The sequence below is a fragment of the Schaalia suimastitidis DSM 15538 genome (assembly GCF_000429105.1).
Lineage (GTDB): Bacteria > Actinomycetota > Actinomycetes > Actinomycetales > Actinomycetaceae > Pauljensenia > Pauljensenia suimastitidis.
The window spans coordinates 206209-222289 of record NZ_KE386848.1; the positions used below are offsets into that span (position 1 = coordinate 206209).

16 protein-coding genes are annotated in these 16081 nt (G+C 56.1%); 11 read left to right on the top strand and 5 right to left on the bottom strand.

The annotated features are described in order from the left end of the window. Positions 1–199: 199 nt before the first annotated feature. The 4 genes from recA to miaB all read left to right on the top strand — a co-directional run bounded on the left by recA (position 200) and on the right by miaB (position 3972). Complete coding sequence (gene recA, locus G438_RS0107770; protein ID WP_026460838.1) at positions 200–1291, top strand: recombinase RecA; 1092 nt, start codon at positions 200–202, stop codon at positions 1289–1291. Positions 1292–1301: 10 nt separating this feature from the next. Beyond that, positions 1302–1916 (top strand): regulatory protein RecX, encoded by a 615-nt coding sequence (locus G438_RS0107775; protein WP_026460839.1) that lies wholly within the window; start codon positions 1302–1304, stop codon positions 1914–1916. After that, positions 1888–2379: a CinA family protein gene (locus G438_RS0107780; protein WP_420804724.1), complete on the top strand. Its 492-nt coding sequence runs from the start codon at positions 1888–1890 to the stop codon at positions 2377–2379. Before G438_RS0107775 ends, G438_RS0107780 begins: the two co-directional genes overlap by 29 nt. Before the next feature lie 69 nt (positions 2380–2448). Continuing rightward, positions 2449–3972 (top strand): tRNA (N6-isopentenyl adenosine(37)-C2)-methylthiotransferase MiaB, encoded by a 1524-nt coding sequence (gene miaB / locus G438_RS0107785; RefSeq protein WP_240471033.1) that lies wholly within the window; start codon positions 2449–2451, stop codon positions 3970–3972. 190 nt (positions 3973–4162) lie between these two features. Here the strand turns inward: miaB and G438_RS0107795 are convergent, their stop codons facing one another. Beyond that, positions 4163–4687 carry a YbjN domain-containing protein gene (locus G438_RS0107795; protein ID WP_026460842.1) on the bottom strand — a complete coding sequence of 175 codons (525 nt, stop codon included), beginning with the start codon at positions 4685–4687 and terminating at the stop codon, positions 4163–4165. Next, a complete protein-coding gene (locus G438_RS11405; RefSeq protein ID WP_051259416.1) occupies positions 4680–5171 on the bottom strand; it encodes a hypothetical protein in 492 nt (163 codons plus the stop codon). Before G438_RS11405 ends, G438_RS0107795 begins: the two co-directional genes overlap by 8 nt. Positions 5172–5228: 57 nt before the next feature. Between G438_RS11405 and miaA the strand changes: the two genes are divergently transcribed. Both miaA and dapF read left to right on the top strand, forming a co-directional pair. Then, positions 5229–6233 (top strand): tRNA (adenosine(37)-N6)-dimethylallyltransferase MiaA, encoded by a 1005-nt coding sequence (miaA, locus tag G438_RS11410; protein WP_051259417.1) that lies wholly within the window; start codon positions 5229–5231, stop codon positions 6231–6233. Then, the gene (gene dapF, locus G438_RS11415; protein ID WP_051259418.1) at positions 6226–7128 is read left to right on the top strand and encodes a diaminopimelate epimerase; all 903 of its coding nucleotides are present in this window, start codon (positions 6226–6228) and stop codon (positions 7126–7128) included. The genes miaA and dapF overlap by 8 nt, the downstream gene beginning before the upstream one ends. Positions 7129–7189: 61 nt before the next feature. On the opposite strand, the gene G438_RS0107815 is transcribed toward dapF, so the two are convergent. After that, positions 7190–7819 (bottom strand): class I SAM-dependent methyltransferase, encoded by a 630-nt coding sequence (locus G438_RS0107815; RefSeq protein WP_420804725.1) that lies wholly within the window; start codon positions 7817–7819, stop codon positions 7190–7192. Between the two features lie 104 nt (positions 7820–7923). On the opposite strand from G438_RS0107815, the gene hflX reads away from it, so the two are divergent. The 3 genes from hflX to G438_RS0107830 all read left to right on the top strand — a co-directional run bounded on the left by hflX (position 7924) and on the right by G438_RS0107830 (position 12527). Then, positions 7924–9429 carry a GTPase HflX gene (gene hflX / locus G438_RS0107820; protein ID WP_026460844.1) on the top strand — a complete coding sequence of 502 codons (1506 nt, stop codon included), beginning with the start codon at positions 7924–7926 and terminating at the stop codon, positions 9427–9429. Continuing rightward, positions 9422–11419, top strand: a complete 1998-nt coding sequence (locus G438_RS0107825) for an ATP-dependent DNA helicase (RefSeq protein ID WP_051259419.1) — start codon at positions 9422–9424, stop codon at positions 11417–11419. Before hflX ends, G438_RS0107825 begins: the two co-directional genes overlap by 8 nt. A 151-nt stretch (positions 11420–11570) precedes the next feature. Then, positions 11571–12527, top strand: coding sequence for an L-lactate dehydrogenase (locus G438_RS0107830; protein WP_034285887.1), 957 nt, complete (start codon positions 11571–11573; stop codon positions 12525–12527). 133 nt (positions 12528–12660) lie between these two features. Here the strand turns inward: G438_RS0107830 and lexA are convergent, their stop codons facing one another. After that, positions 12661–13350, bottom strand: a complete 690-nt coding sequence (lexA, locus tag G438_RS0107835) for a transcriptional repressor LexA (RefSeq protein ID WP_026460847.1) — start codon at positions 13348–13350, stop codon at positions 12661–12663. Between the two features lie 182 nt (positions 13351–13532). Between lexA and G438_RS0107840 the strand changes: the two genes are divergently transcribed. Further along, positions 13533–13988 carry a LysM peptidoglycan-binding domain-containing protein gene (locus G438_RS0107840; protein WP_026460848.1) on the top strand — a complete coding sequence of 152 codons (456 nt, stop codon included), beginning with the start codon at positions 13533–13535 and terminating at the stop codon, positions 13986–13988. Positions 13989–14098: 110 nt separating this feature from the next. Next, complete coding sequence (gene nrdR, locus G438_RS0107845) at positions 14099–14626, top strand: transcriptional regulator NrdR (RefSeq protein WP_026460849.1); 528 nt, start codon at positions 14099–14101, stop codon at positions 14624–14626. A 72-nt stretch (positions 14627–14698) separates the two neighbouring features. Here nrdR and serA read toward each other — a convergent pair whose 3' ends face one another. Continuing rightward, on the bottom strand, positions 14699–15904 hold the full coding sequence (gene serA / locus G438_RS0107850; RefSeq protein ID WP_026460850.1) for a phosphoglycerate dehydrogenase: 1206 nt from the start codon (positions 15902–15904) through the stop codon (positions 14699–14701). Between the last annotated feature and the right edge of the window lie 177 nt (positions 15905–16081).

The window sequence follows — 16081 nt, forward strand, 5'->3', positions numbered from 1 at the left end:
TGTCCACACAGTGTAGAACATGTGTTCCATTTATTGTGGTGTGTGGACAGCAGTGCCCCTCCTTCCATAAAAGGTAACGGTGGGACGCAGATGTGGGTGGTCGAACATACGGTTGTCTATGCCAGCTCGGAGAGGGCTCGGCATCGCAAGACCAGGACTATTGGCAGGCCGGAGAGGCCTAAGACAGAACGGAACCATCATGGCAGCACCACGTAAAAGTGCATCAACAACTGTTGGTAATGACCGCAATAAGGCCCTAGAAGTGGCCCTGGCGCAAATTGACAAGCAATTTGGTAAAGGTTCCGTGATGCGCTTGGGTGAAGATACGCGCCCGCCAGTCCAAGTGATTCCTACCGGCTCCCTGGCCCTTGATATTGCCCTCGGTATCGGTGGCCTACCCCGTGGTCGCGTCATTGAAATTTACGGTCCTGAATCCTCAGGTAAAACCACTGTGGCTCTTCATGCCGTTGCCTCGGCCCAAAAAGCGGGCGGTAACGCCGCATTTATTGACGCAGAACACGCTTTAGACCCAGTTTATGCGCGCGCCTTGGGTGTTGATACTGATGCGTTACTCGTTTCCCAGCCCGATACCGGAGAACAGGCGCTCGAAATTGCGGATATGTTGATCCGCTCGGGTGGTATCGACATTATCGTTATCGACTCTGTCGCGGCCCTTGTCCCCAAAGCTGAAATTGAAGGCGAAATGGGTGACAGTCACGTCGGCTTGCAAGCGCGTTTGATGAGCCAAGCACTACGTAAAATCACCGGTGCACTGTCAGCGACCGGTACCACAGCCATCTTCATTAACCAGCTACGTGAAAAGATCGGCGTCTTCTTCGGATCACCAGAAACCACTACAGGCGGTAAAGCCTTGAAGTTCTACGCCTCCGTTCGCATCGACGTGCGACGTATCGAGACGCTGAAAGAAGCAGGCGCCCCGGTCGGTAACCGTACGCGTGCCAAGGTTGTGAAAAACAAAATGGCACCGCCCTTCAAACAAGCCGAATTCGACATTGTCTACGGCAAAGGCATTTCCCGTGAAGGGTCGATTATTGACATGGGTGTCGAAACCGGCATTATCCGAAAATCCGGTGCATGGTTCACCTACGGGGACGATCAATTGGGTCAAGGCAAAGAAAACGTCCGTAAATTCCTTGTCGATAACCCAGAACTGGCCACAGAGATTGAAATGAAGATCCTCGCGGCAATGGGTATTGGGCAGAGCGGTGCCGAAATAGTCGACGAGGCTCCTCAGGCGGTAAGCGACCCATCTGCGGACGCAGGTTTCTAAGGTTCAACAGATGGTTCGCTACAGCGATCCTGAAGACTGCATCGACGCACGCGAAGCCTCCTCGCGTAGCCGCAGCAGTGACGCCGAGAAACGTGCGCGGCTACGCGAGAAAAACGCGCACCTCACAGGAAGCGCCGCCATCGAGGCAGCGCGGGAAGTTGCACTTCGACGTCTGGATGTGCGTGCACATTCTCGTGCGCAACTTTACAGTGCAATGACGACCCGCGGATTTAGCTCCGATGTTGCCAATGAAGTTCTTAGTCGCCTAGAGCGTGTGGGCCTCGTGGATGACCTCGCGTACGCCACAGCGGTGGTCAATGCCCGCTTCGCAGGAAGCGGTAAGGTTGGCCCTGCTCTTATTCGTGACCTGCAACAAAAGGGGCTTCCTTCCGATATTATCCAGCAGGTCCTTTCTGATATGGACCGTGACGATGCCATTGCACGTGCCCGGCAACTCGTCAGTGCGAAACGGCGAACATTGGCGAAGCTTGAACCGCATGTTGCCAGGCGGCGACTGAGCGCTATGCTCGCCAGAAAAGGGTACAGCGGTAGCATCGTCACCCAAGTGGTTGGCGAAGCGCTCAACGAATGGGCAGATGAGTATGACGAAACACCCTACCTGTGATCCGCAAGGACTTATCGAGGCGCTTCAAACCTGTGGCCTCACGCTGGCAACAGCCGAATCGCTGACCGGCGGTGCTTTATGTGCTCGGCTCGTTGATGTTCCTGGTGCCTCAGCAGTGCTGCGCGGCGGCGTGTGCACATACAGTACGGATACCAAAGCCAAAATCCTGGGCGTTCCCACCTCATTACTTGACGCCCACGGTCCTGTCCACCCTGAGGTTGCTCAATATATGGCCCAAGGTGCACGGAGCCTATTTGGAGCCGACCTTGCCCTTGCTACAACAGGGGTTGCCGGACCTGGCCCTGCCGATGGGCATGATGCGGGCACCGTGTTTATTGCCTTAGCGTGGCCCGGCGGTACCATCACGCAGGAGCTTCACCTTGAAGGGGACCGTCAAACAATTCGACGCCAGGCCGTAAATGCCGCACTGGCGCTACTTTCAGGTCAGCTTCGCCAACTGTGACCAATTGCCTCTGCCACGCTATGGCTCAGCTGAACACCTTGTCTTCTGCGCCCCCTAGAATCTAAGACGATGACACTCGAAATGAACACCACGCTCCCACGCACCTATGCGGTACGTACCCTGGGCTGCCAAATGAATGAGCATGACTCTGAACGCATGGCGGGCCTACTTGAACGTGCCGGACTCTTACCTGTTGATCTGGTACCCGAGGCTGCCAAGCGCGCCACGGATGCTGGCGATATGGGTGCCGACGTGGTGGTGATTAACACGTGTTCAGTGCGAGAAAACGCGGCCACCAGACTGTTTGGTAACCTTGGGCAGCTTGCAGCGGTCAAACGGGAGCGGCCCGGCATGCAGATCGCGGTAGGTGGCTGCCTTGCGCAACAAATGCGCGACGGGATCATTGAAAAAGCTCCGTGGGTGGATGCCGTATTTGGCACACATAATATTGATGTCTTACCTGCTCTCCTTGCACGCGCCCAGCATAATAAGGAAGCGGCCGTTGAAATCGAAGAAGCATTAAAGGTTTTCCCGTCGACTTTGCCCACTCAACGCGAAAGTGCGTATGCAGCATGGGTATCCATCTCGGTCGGCTGCAATAACACCTGCACCTTCTGTATTGTGCCTCACCTGCGTGGTAAGGAACGTGACCGACGGCCGGGCGACATTTTGGCTGAAGTGGAAGCCGTGGTCTCAGAAGGCGCGATTGAAGTCACCTTGCTCGGACAGAACGTCAACTCTTACGGCGTGGGATTTGGCGACCGTGGTGCCTTCGCGAAATTATTGCGCGCTGTGGGGCAGATCGATGGACTTGAGCGTGTGCGTTTCACCAGCCCACACCCCGCAGCCTTCACAGATGATGTCATTGACGCAATGGCTCAAACCCCAACGGTAATGCCAAGCCTTCATATGCCGTTGCAATCAGGTTCTGATGCGATCCTTCGTCAAATGCGTCGCTCTTATCGGCGTGAAAAATACATGGGTATCCTCGAGCGTGTGCGTACTGCCATCCCTGACGCCGCGATTACCACCGACATTATCGTGGGCTTCCCTGGTGAAACAGAGGACGATTTCCAAGCCACTCTTGATGTGGTGGAAGAGGCACGTTTCAGTTCAGCCTTTACCTTCCTTTATTCGAGACGGCCAGGTACCCCCGCAGCGGATCGAGATGACCAAGTTCCCGACGATGTTGCCCTTGAACGTTACAAGCGCCTCTTGGCGGTCCAAGAGCGGATTTGCGCCGAAGACAATGCGGCGCTTGTTGGCACAGATGTTGAGGTGCTCATCAGCCAAGGGCATGGACGTAAAGATGAGGCGACGGCACGTATCTCAGGGCGCGCCCGCGATAATCGCCTCGTCCATATTGCTGTGCCCCCTAGCCTTGCGCAGCCCCCGCGTCCGGGCGACATGGTGCGTGCCCGAGTCACACACGGCGCACCCCACCATCTCATTGCCGACTCTGCCCTTGAGGGCGGCTTATTCGAGGTCCGTCACACACGTGCAGGTGATGCCTGGGAGCGACGGCGTGCAGCTGAAGCAGAAGCGAAAGACAGTCGCATCCCATTGGGTATCCCCACATTGAAAATCCGCTAGACACCCGCATATCCGCTACCCTGTGCCTGTGTGAGCGTTACCGTAGGTTTTCCCTTGCGCAACACCTGCCGTTTGGCCCTCTAGCGTGAATACGCCTGAGGGTACGCCGCCCGCGCTTGCGGGACCCGTGGGCGCGATTTCAGCCAGGAAGCCCACCGAGGAATCTCAGCACCGTCGCAAGAGCCGTCATTTACGAGGCGGGCGCCTCGAATGCGGTGATCGCTTGGAGTGTCACCCCGATGCCGCGACGCAAGAGCGTGTGCAACTGCCGGTCGGAAAGGCCATGTTCCACATAAAAACGCGTAGCGAATACGATGTCATCGGTCGCCCCTCGTTCCACAACAAATGCAGTGGGCTGCATGCGGGTGTTATTCCACTCGTTGCACCGTTCGTCAGCCTGCGCTTTGCTGTCGTGGCAGGGGAGCACGGCCTCGATCTGAATCCACGGACAGGAGGCGGGCTCGTGATGGATCTGCATACGCCGCCCCTGGACTTCGGTGACGACAATATACTGGCCACGGCCCGTTGCAAGGCCATCACTGTTCAGAATCTTTTCTACGCGATCCAGGTCGAAAGGTTCCACCCTGGTTCCCCACTTCGCGGCAGCTTCATCCACTGGGACGGGCTGTGGCGGAGGTGGCGTATTCGCGCCAAAAGATAGGCCTTTGACTAAAGGCTCGACGCCGTCGATGTTGATGGAGGTCCACTCAGTCATTGCTTTGCTCCTTAGGTGTTGTGAGGGTGGCGCTGTCATGCGCGGGTGAAAGGGGACCCCAAGGATCAATGAAGGTTTTCTCCAGTGTGCTGAATGCGGCAAATGTGGCACGTATAAACTGCTCTACCTCGCCACGCAGCTGCACGTCGGTGGCACCAACGGGCCACATGAACACGTGTTGGGCTCGCACAACAAGGCCGCCTGCCGCGCTATCGGCCACACTTAATTTGGGAAGATACGTGGTGGCATTGACCGTGCGCGTCGCCTGAGTTGCGGCCTTACGGTGCCAAGGAGCAAGGAGGCGATGCCATTCGGCGATGCCATGTACGGGACGATTATCCTGCACAACAAAGCGGATAACGCGGGCAGGAGGCAAGATAGCGGCTACTTGATTGCCCGGAGCGACAAAAGGAACAATACCGATTCCGGTTAGTGTTTCACTCAAACGTTCAAGACTCACCGGTGTTGTGACATCCGCAGACATGGTGTTAACAGTAGTCGCAAAATACCGTACGCATGTGCTGGGGCCTAAACTGGGGTTATGTCAACGCCTGCGTCCTACCACGAGTGTGATACGGCATCTGCCCCCGACTCCACGATGATTGTCGCCGTCGTTGGCCCCACAGCCTCAGGAAAGAGTGACCTCGCCCTTGATCTTGCTGAACGCCTACCTGCTCTTCTTGGCGCTCATCGCGGCGAACTTGTTTCAGCGGACTCAATGCAGTTCTACCGTGGGATGGATATTGGGACTGCAAAAACCCCCATCAATGAGCGTCGCGGTATCCCACACCACCAAATTGACACCCTTGATGTCACCGAGGAACCGTCAGCTGCGCAGTACCAGGTGCAGGCACGCGCCGATATTGCAGCCATCCATCAGCGGGGTAACCTTGCCGTCGTTGCTGGAGGTTCGGGCCTATACCAGCGTGCGCTCCTTGACACAATTGACTTCCCGGGTACTGATCCGGCGATCCGTGCTCGTTACGAAGCCCTTGCCCAGGGACCATATGGGCCTCGTGGCTTACATGAACGCCTCAAAAGCCTTGACCCCTTAAGTGCTGAGCGCATTGATGCGCATAACACCCGCCGCCTTGTGCGCGCCCTGGAAGTTATAGAACTCACCGGCAAACCGTACTCAGCGACAATGCCGCGTCACGTATTCCATCAACGGGCCGTCATGATCGCTATTGCACGTGAGATGGACGACCTTGACCTGCGAATCGGCCAGCGTACTCGCAAAATGTTTGCCGATGGCCTCATTGATGAGGTACGCGAACTCATTTTGCGGGGTCTGCGTCAAGGGCGCACCGCTTCCAAAGCAACAGGATATGCGCAGGCTTTAGCCGTTATTGACGGGGCAATGACGATTGACGAGGCCACTGACGCCGTTGCGCTGGCTACGCGCCAACTCGCCCGCAAACAGTTGAAATGGTTACGCCCAGACCCCCGCATTATTTGGCTGCCTGCAACGCACGATAGTTCACTTTCTGACCGTGCCTGTGAGGCGGTGCTTGCCCAATGCAGCCGAAAGGACAGTAATGAGTAACAATGCGGGGGAGGGGCTTTGGCCACCTGACGGTATCAGCACTGCCAAGGTCCATGGGACAAGCAACACGTTTATTATCTGTGACGATGCGCATGACACATGGGAGCCCACTGCGGCGCAGGTACGTGCCATGTGTTCGCCTACCGTTGGGATTGGTGCGGACGGCTTCATACGCTGCGTGTATACCGACGACATATGGTTCATGGATTACCGCAATGCTGACGGTTCTTACGCCCAAATGTGCGGCAATGGGGTGCGAGCATTCGTCCACCATCTGCGCCATCGTGGATACATTGATCTTGGCGTTGGTGACACACTGCCAGTTCGCACACGAGGCGGCCTCAAAAAGGTTCAGCGGCTGGCAGATCGTGATGGTCAAGCGTGGTACGCCGTTGACATGGGTGCGCCGGTGACGAACGGCACAGCAAATATGATGGTGACAGTGCCCGGTGTTGACGGGATATTTGAGGCAGTTCACGTGGATATCCCTAACCCCCACGCGGTGGTGGCTTTTGACCGTCGGGAAGATCTTACGGCCGCGGTGCTTCCACTCTGCGATGCTGACGCTGCACCGCCGCATATGCGGCCCATATATTCACCGACGCCACCAGATGGCATCAACCTTGAGCTCACCGTAGATATCACCACCCACAGCGAACGTGAGGGAGGCTACGGACACCTCGTGATGCGTGTCTTAGAACGCGGCGTCGGAGAAACAGCATCCTGCGGGACAGGGTGTTGTGCGGCGGCTGTGGCAGCAGCTCTACGTCAAGGCAAAGGCGCGCCAACACATTGGCTGATCGATGTGCCCGGTGGACGCATCGACGTGGAATTACGACCAGATACAGTCATACTGATGGGGCCAGCCTGCCATATTGCCGATATCCTCTGGTGACTCCACGCCGCGGCACACCCCTCACATTGCATGAGTCGGGGTAGCGGTTGCACCAGTTAGGTCAGTGCGAAGAGTGAGGCTCCACCTCGATAATGCGGAACCCTTTTTTTGACGCAATTTTTCTCGCAGGAAAATCATGCGCATTCAGCCAGGTGGTGAGTGAATCAGCCCCCAGGTTCTTTTGCACCACCAAATAAGCGCGCCCGGCCTCGGCAAGTAAACTCAGCCATGACGTGAGCATCTGGTGCATCGCTTCCTTACCGATACGTACTGGCGGATTCGACCAAATGACGTCAAAACGTGTCCCCTCCGATGCTGCCCGCGCCATCGCCTCGTCACCGGTGGCAACATAAAGGCGGTCCTCAACTTCGTTATGCACGGCATTTCGGCGTGTCAAATCAAGGGCACGTTCATTCACATCAACCGCCCACACACTCGCTTGCGGAGCTTCCAAGGCCATCGTCACAGCAAGCGGTCCCCACCCGCAGCCCAGGTCTAACATGACGCCACCATCGGGAAGCTTCGGCGCCTCGGCAAGGAGCTGGCGCGTCCCAAGGTCAAGACGCGTTGCCGAAAAGACACGATCAGATACCCACATCTCCAAGTCGTAGCCGCGCGCCTTCGCGTGAAGTAGACGAAGCTCGTCGGCTGAGGCAGGAGATAGATTCGAAAAATACTGCTGCTGTTCCACCCTCATAGCCTACGTGTCCACAGGCCCCATTTCACATCACGGATCGGCACCAAACGTGACACACTGGTATATCTATCTCATCCAGGTACCAAAGGAGTCCCCTTATGTCGCAGACCCCACCCGAGGCAGAACCGACCAATACGGAAGGGACACGCCGAGCGGAAGAGGTCGTGGCGCGGGTACTTGCCAGGACCGGTACCGCACTGGCCTCAACCGTTGGGCACGACACATCCACTGACGCAGGCTGGTTAGAACGAGAAGCTCGCACAGGTACACGACGTACAAGTGGATTGTCCACAGAATTAGAAGACATTTCCGAAGTCGAATACCGGCAGGTTCGCCTGGAAAAGGTAGTACTTGTCGGCTTGCGTACTGTGGAAACGCAAGAGGAAGCAGAAAACTCGTTGAGAGAACTTGCTGCCCTCGCTGAAACGGCAGGATCTGAAGTCCTTGACGCCATGATTCAACGACGTGTCACCCCTGATCCGGCGACCTACCTGGGGAAAGGTAAAGCGAAAGAACTCGCAGAATTGGTTGCAGCAACAGGTGCCGACACCGTGATTGTGGACTCAGAATTGGCTCCAAGCCAACGTCGTGGCCTTGAAGACGTCGTGAAAGTCAAGGTGGTTGACCGCACCGCGCTAATCCTTGATATTTTCGCTCAACATGCGAAATCCCGCGAAGGTAAAGCGCAAGTGGAATTGGCTCAGCTTGAATACCTGCTGCCCCGCCTGCGTGGCTGGGGTGAGTCAATGAGCCGCCAAGCTGGCGGACGGGTTGCCAGCGGTGAAGGTATTGGTTCTCGTGGTCCAGGCGAAACAAAAATTGAACTTGACCGCCGCCGAATTCGTACCCGCATGGCACGGCTGCGCACCCAAATCAAAGACATGGAACCGTCACGCCACACGCAGCGCGCTGCACGTCGACGCGGAGGCGTGCCCTCTGTGGCTATCGCAGGGTATACCAATGCTGGAAAATCAACCCTGCTTAATCGCCTGACAGGTGCGGATGTCCTCGTGGAAAATGCATTATTTGCCACCTTGGATCCCACCGTACGGCGAGCCACGACTCCTGATGGGCGTCTCCATACACTCACTGACACGGTGGGTTTTGTTCGCAATCTGCCCACTCAACTGGTTGAAGCATTCCGGTCAACCCTGGAAGAAGTTGGGCAAGCGGATGTCATCCTTCACGTTGTCGATGGTGCTCATCCCGATCCGCTTGGCCAAATCAACGCCGTCCACGCGGTAATGGATACAATCCCTGGTGCCCGTGATATTCCTGAAATCATCGCACTCAATAAGGCAGATTTGGCGCCGCCGGAGCAAATTGCTTTGCTGCGTTCAGTACTGCCTCATTCGGTGGCTGTTTCTGCGTGGACGGGGTACGGCATAGAGGAACTGCGGGAAAAAATCCAGGATATGTTGCCTCGTCCCCGCGTCCAGGTTGACGTTGTCGTGCCGTATAGCCGGGGAGATCTTGTCCACGCTGTCCATGAAGAAGGCGAAGTAAGTGTTGAAGAATATGTGGCAGCAGGTACGCACCTGGTGGCACGGGTCGATGCCTACCTTGCTGACAAACTGACGGCCGCATCGGTGAGCGATGGCTGATGTCGCTGTGCCAACTGAGGTTGACGAGGCCTCCAGCCATTTAGCGGCGCTGAGTAGTCGCGTCTTAACGGATGTCCTTTCGGCGATGGGTGGTGGCCACCGAGCCGGTCAAGTCACGATGGTTGAAGAAATATGCCGAGCCATCACCAGCAATGAACGTCTCCTTGTGCAAGCAGGTACAGGCACCGGCAAATCAATCGGCTACCTCGTGCCGACAATGACTTACTGCGCGAGCGCGCAGGCACGTGCTGTGATCTCCACAGCGACCTTGGCGCTACAGCGGCAAATACTGGTCAAAGACGCGCCCGTTGTTGCTGATACCGTTGCGACCCATACGGGGGTACAACCAACGGTGGCGCTACTGAAAGGGTGGAATAACTACCTGTGCCCTTACCGTCTGGCAGGTGGTTATCCTGACGAGGGGACACTTTTCGACGTTGAGCACTCACCTGTATTTGCGCGTGCAACAGGTGGCCCCAGCTCACAGCTTGCTGCCGAAATTATGGAATTGCGACAGTGGGCCAAAGAAACTGATACCGGTGACCGTGATGACCTTGTGCCGGGACCATCAGAGCGGGCATGGCGTCATGTGTCGGTGTCGAAACGTGAATGCCTTGGGCGTGCCTGTCCTATGGTGGAGGAGTGTTTCGCGCAGCGTGCCCGCGATCGGGCTGCTGAGGCCGATGTGATTGTTACGAATCACACGCTGCTTGGAATCCACGCAACGGGGGAAGCGGATTTATTCACCGATATTGACATGGTCATTGTTGACGAGGCCCACGAGTTAGCTGAACGGGTTCGTGCACAGGCATCCGCGTCGTTTTCGGCGGGACAACTGGCGCGGGTGGCACGTGCGGCCCGCACGCATGCTGCAGTGGATACACAGGATTTTGAAACAGCTGCAACGGCCCTCGTCGACGCGATCAACGAGTTACCTGCCGGATTGCTTGCCGAACGAGACCAGGTCCTCAGCGATGCGGTGCGCGGCCTCGACAATGCGGCAAGGGAGGCACTTACTCAGGTGCAGGCTTCGTCAAGTGATGCAGCGGCCAAGGCATTAGCTCGCGCGGCCTTGGACGAAGTGATGGGAACATGTGGTGCGTGGAATCGGGTGGCCGATGAATCTATTACGTGGATTCAGCGGCCCGATGATGGCGGGCAGGCAGAATTGGTGATCGCACCACTTCACGTGGCCTCGGCAATCGGCACGGCTGCGCTGGGTGATGCTGCAGCCGTGCTGACGTCGGCAACACTTCGTCTTGGTGGCACATTTGACGCTATCGCCTACGATTGTGGCCTGAATCTGGCAGAGCAACCTTGGCGCGCAATCGACGTGGGTACCCCTTTTGACGAGGCGAAACAGGGTATTATCTACGTCGCCGAGCACCTGCCGATGCCTGGGCAGGCAGGGGTAAGTGACGAGGCCTTGGCTGAGCTCGTTGAACTCGTCCAGGCAAGTGGTGGCGGCGCATTAGCGTTATTTTCTTCCTGGAAGGGAGCGCAGGCGGGGGCAGCTGCGTTAAGGGAAAAGACTGATTTCACCGTTTACCTTCAGGGGGAAGAAAGCGCGTCGTCACTGATTACGCAGTTTCGTCACGACGTCGATTCTTGCCTGGTCGGTACGCTTGGCCTGTGGCAGGGGGTGGACGTTCCCGGAGCCTCGTGTCGATTGGTCATCATTGACCGTATTCCATTTCCGCACCCTGATGATCCAGTGTCCAAGGCGCTAACAAAGGACGCTCAGCGGCGCAGACTCAACGGATTTTGGACGGTTTCACTGCCAAAGGCGACACTTCTCATGGCACAGGGCGCTGGACGATTGTTGCGCACCGTGAATGACCGCGGGGTCGTTGCCGTATTGGATTGTCGTTTAGTGACGAAAGGCTACGGCGCGGTGATCCGCTCATCGATGCCCGCGATGTGGCCAACAACGAATGGGACACTTGTTCGCCAAGCTTTGAGACGTTTAGCAGATGAGCGTGAGGCCTAAAGCGCTAATCGCTGCCGTTTCTGTCCTTCCCTATGCCACGAATATGCGGTGAGGACTGTTGCCAGCGGCTCTGACTTGCCATAATGGGGATCACACTACCTTGCCTTTGAGGAGGAACACTGTGTCTGAGACCGCAACGAGCCTTTACCCAATGTCCACTGGCCGCCCTTCGAAGATCGCTGTCATCGGTGCAGGCGCTGTCGGCACCGCTGTCGCCTACGCCTGCGCCATTAAGGGTGACGCACGCAGCATCGTTTTGCATGACATAAATAAGCCGAAGGTCGAGGCTGAAGCTCTCGATATTGCCCACGGTATCCAGTTCACGCCGACCTCAAGCGTTGAAGGAAGCGACGATATTGAGATCGTGCGCGGCGCTGACATGGTAATCGTTACCGCTGGTGCGAAGCAGAAGCCAGGCCAGTCGCGCCTTGAACTGGCAGGTTCCACAGTGGACCTGATGCGCGTCATTGTGCCACGGCTCCAAGAAGTGGCCCCGGAAGCGGTATTCATGTTCATCACCAACCCCGTTGATGTGGTGACGTATGCAGCACTGAAAATCACTGGCCTGCCGCGCAATCAGGTATTTGGTTCAGGAACCGTGCTCGACACCTCTCGTTTGCGTTACCTTGTCTCGCTCGAAACAGGTGTGGCAACACAAAATATCCACGCTTATATCGCAGGTGAGCATGGTGACTCCGAGGTAGCCCTGTGGTCAAGCGCCGAAATTGGCAATGTTCCGCTCAGCCACTGGGGGCCGACACTTTCAGGGGGCCTTTTCGACTCAGAATTGCGTAAGCGTATCGCTGAGGACGTCGTGCAGTCGGCGTATCGGATTATCGAAGGTAAAGGTGCCACCAATTACGCTATCGGTCTGGCTGCCTCCCGTATCGCGGGTGCAGTCCTCCGTGACGAAAACCGTGTCCTGACCATTTCGACCTTGCTTGAAGATTGGGAAGGCATTTCCGATGTGTGTATGGCTGCACCGACAATCGTTGGACGTGCTGGCGCTGGCCGTGTGCTCAATCCGCCGTTGACATTGGCTGAACGCGACGGCTTGACTGCGTCGGCTGAGCGTCTGCGTCAAGTTGCCCGCGATCTGGGCTTCTGATTGCATTTTTCGGGAGGGCCGAGGCGCACGCTTCGGCCCTCCTTGTTGTTTGGAAATATTTGGCCGACGACCCGATTACCTCAAATGCTGGGCTCAAATGTTGTGCGTGCAAGCGTGCGCAGATGCGATGGTCTTATAGGGAACGCAGGACGGTGACGACGCGTCCCAAAATGGTAGCCATATCGCCTGGGATAGGGGAGTAGTTCTGGTTGCAAGGCAGTAGCCAAATATGGCCACCGCTTCGAGAAAAGACTTTGACGGTGGCTTCCTCGTCAATCATGGCAGCAACGATTTCACCCTCGTGAGCTGTTTGTTGAGCGCGTACCACGACGAAGTCGCCGTCAAGGATACCGGCTTCAATCATTGAATCGCCGCTGACCTCCAACATAAATAGTTCACCGTGACCGGTGAGTCGGGTAGGCAGTTGGAAAACGTCTTCGACATATTGTTCGGCTGTAATCGGCGACCCTGCTGCGATGCGACCCACGAGTGGAATCGCTGATCCGTCCTCGTCGCTGTGTCCTACCGGGACCGTCACTTCAATGTAAGACGCGGAAGGTAGGCCAGGGGACGGTGAAGCGTCAACGCCAAGACACTGACGACCGTATTCGGAGACTTCCATTGCGCGCGGCAGACCCTGGACGCGTTGAAGGTATCCAGCGCGTTCCAAAATATCCAGGTGGTGTTTGACCGTCGATGGTGACGCTAGACCTACGCTGGTGGCGATTTCGCGCACAGACGGAGGGAAGCCGTGGTGTTGTGCGTGGTCATAGATACAGCGAAGGATCTGCATCTGACGATCGGTGAGAGCAGTGGGTTCCATGGTGTCTCCTCAAGCGCTGGACGCAGATGTGGGTGGGTGCTGTTCCACTTGTAGTAACAGGTTATGCGAGCGACGCCGAAATGTGAAACATATGTTCGAGCGGGTCTCGACATTGCCGGTCGACATTGATATAGTACATGTGTTCGACGAACATGTGTACGACTGGTGAATGGAGTAAAACAATGGCATATGCAGCAGTTGTAAAGACACAGCGTCCTCGGCTTATCGTTGTCCCCGATGCGCCGCTCGCACCGGTGCGTGATATTTCCTCCGCCCCGTCACTGCGTCGTCGACGTGAACAGCTGCGGGAAGATTCTCCTGCTGATGCGCGCCGCCCACTCATGCGTCACACAAGCACAGTGAAAAAGAGGGGAAGCTACCTGCGTGCGGCCCTTGCCGTTGGTTCTACTGTCGTCGCCACCGTGGGTGCAATCTTCTTTGGGCTGGCACTGCAACCGCAGATTGACCCTGCTGCCACTGTCGTTCATTCAGTGCAAAGTGGTGAATCGGTGTGGAGTATTGCGGCTTCGCTTGATACGCAGCGTCCTTTGGAAGATATTGTCACAGATATCTATCGGCTCAACGATATTTCTGGCGGTCTCGCGGTCGGACAGATGCTGCGCTTGCCCACACAATAAGGGCCGATGGGCTGAAGGATAATGTTGCCACACCTGTTGGTAATTGATGATCGTGAGATGAGCGCGGTCTTAGGCTTGCGCTGATCGCCCTCGGGCCGTAGCGTTATGGGGTGCATTGCCCGTTTTGCCATAACCCCGATTCGCGCGTCGTTGATACACGGATCGCCGATGATGGTGCATCCATTCGACGAAGGCGTGAATGCACAGCATGTAAAAAGCGTTTCACCACCCTTGAAACCTCGTCGTTTCAAGTTGTTAAACGCTCGGGCGTTGTTGAGCCTTTTTCACGTATGAAAGTGATCTCTGGCCTGCGGCAAGCGTGCCGTGGCCGCGATGTTGATGAAGATCAGTTGGCTTTACTTGCTCAGCAAGTGGAAGAACAGTTGCGTTCCTCAGGTGTATCCAATGTATCCTCCGAGGAAGTGGGCAAAGCGATCCTTCCCTTCCTTCGTGACCTTGACGAAGTTGCCTACCTACGCTTTGCCTCTGTATATCGAAATTTCGATAGTGTTGAAGATTTTGCTCGCGCCATTGACCAGTTGCGTGGGCGAAAACCAGTTACCCCGCAAAAGCGGACAACAGGTAAACGACGCACAAAACGTTCGCAAGTGGAAGAGCCAACACTCCTCGATACGTAAAGGTGCCTGCGAAGGGATGGCTACCGGTGCGCCAGGTGGATCCCGCACCACAAAGATCAACCAGATAGCTCGCTATAGGGGTGTCACAGTGAGACGGATAGTGTCTTCCATAGCATCAATCGCAGCCAACGCCTCGTGAGGAAGCTCAGAGGAAATATCGGTGAGCACATAACCCGTTGACCCAGCAGTTGACAGAATCTGGCTTTCAATATTGGCACCAGCTTCAGCAAATACCTGGTTGACCAATGCCAAAACACCTGGCGTATTACGGTGAACCAACGAGATACGGAACTGAGCTGTGGCAGAAGTATGCAGCTGCAAATTCGGCAGGTTCACGCTCATATCAGTTGAACCAGTAGCGTCAAAATCAGTAATCTTTGACGACACGAAGCGGCCAATATCCCACTGGGCCTCCTCAGTGGACCCACCAATATGCGGCGTCAAAATGACGTTGTCAAAACCAGCAAGTGGTGACGTAAACGGATCGCCATTGCCTTTAGGCTCCTCTGGGAAAACATCAAGCGCAGCCCCAGCAAGGTGCCCACTTTCAAGGCTTTCACGCAGTGCATCCATATCAACAATGAAACCGCGTGACAGGTTAATAAATAGCGCTCCACGCTTCATCGATGCGAATTCATTTGCACCGAAAAGTCCTTCGTTGTCAGAAGTGCCATTGACATGAATAGAGACAATATCAGCCTCGCGTAGCACCGACTCTAGCGTTGGCATTTGGGTGGCATTGCCAAGCGATAACTTCTCGGCAATGTCGTAGTAGATCACGTTAAGCCCCATGGCCTCGGCAAGTACCGACAACTGTTTCCCAATATTGCCGTACCCGATAATGCCCAGCGTGTGGCCCCGCACCTCATGCGCACCGTCAGCACTCTTGTCCCAAATACCACGGTGCAAACGTGAATTCTTCACCGTCACCCGTCGTGACAGGTTAATGATGTGGCCAATCGCGAGTTCAACAACCGAGCGGGTATTGGAATACGGCGCATTAAAAACAGCGATACCTAGGGAGGTGGCAGCCGCCACATCAATCTGGTTCGTACCGATGCAGTAGGCGCCTATCGCACGCAGGTGAGGGCGGGCACGCAATACGCGCTCTGTCACCATCGTTTTCGAACGAATGCCCAAGTAGTCGACGCCTTCTAGCGCCTCGATTAATTCATTCTCATCCAAGGCGCCGCTGTACCGCGTGACGTCAATACCACACCGTTCAAACACCTCATCTGAAACTGGGTGCGGATTCTCCAAAAGCAATGCCCGAGTCATAGAAACATCGTGCCATGAATAGACAATGAAGCGCCCAAGATATCCGGGCCGCGGACGCTTCTATTGCGCCATGTACGTCCAGCAGAGCACAGCAATTGCGGTGGCGAGGTGTCGGATCGCTATTCCCATTCCTCCATGCCGCCAGGCCCGAAACTACTTCTTCCGTCCGAGGTGTTT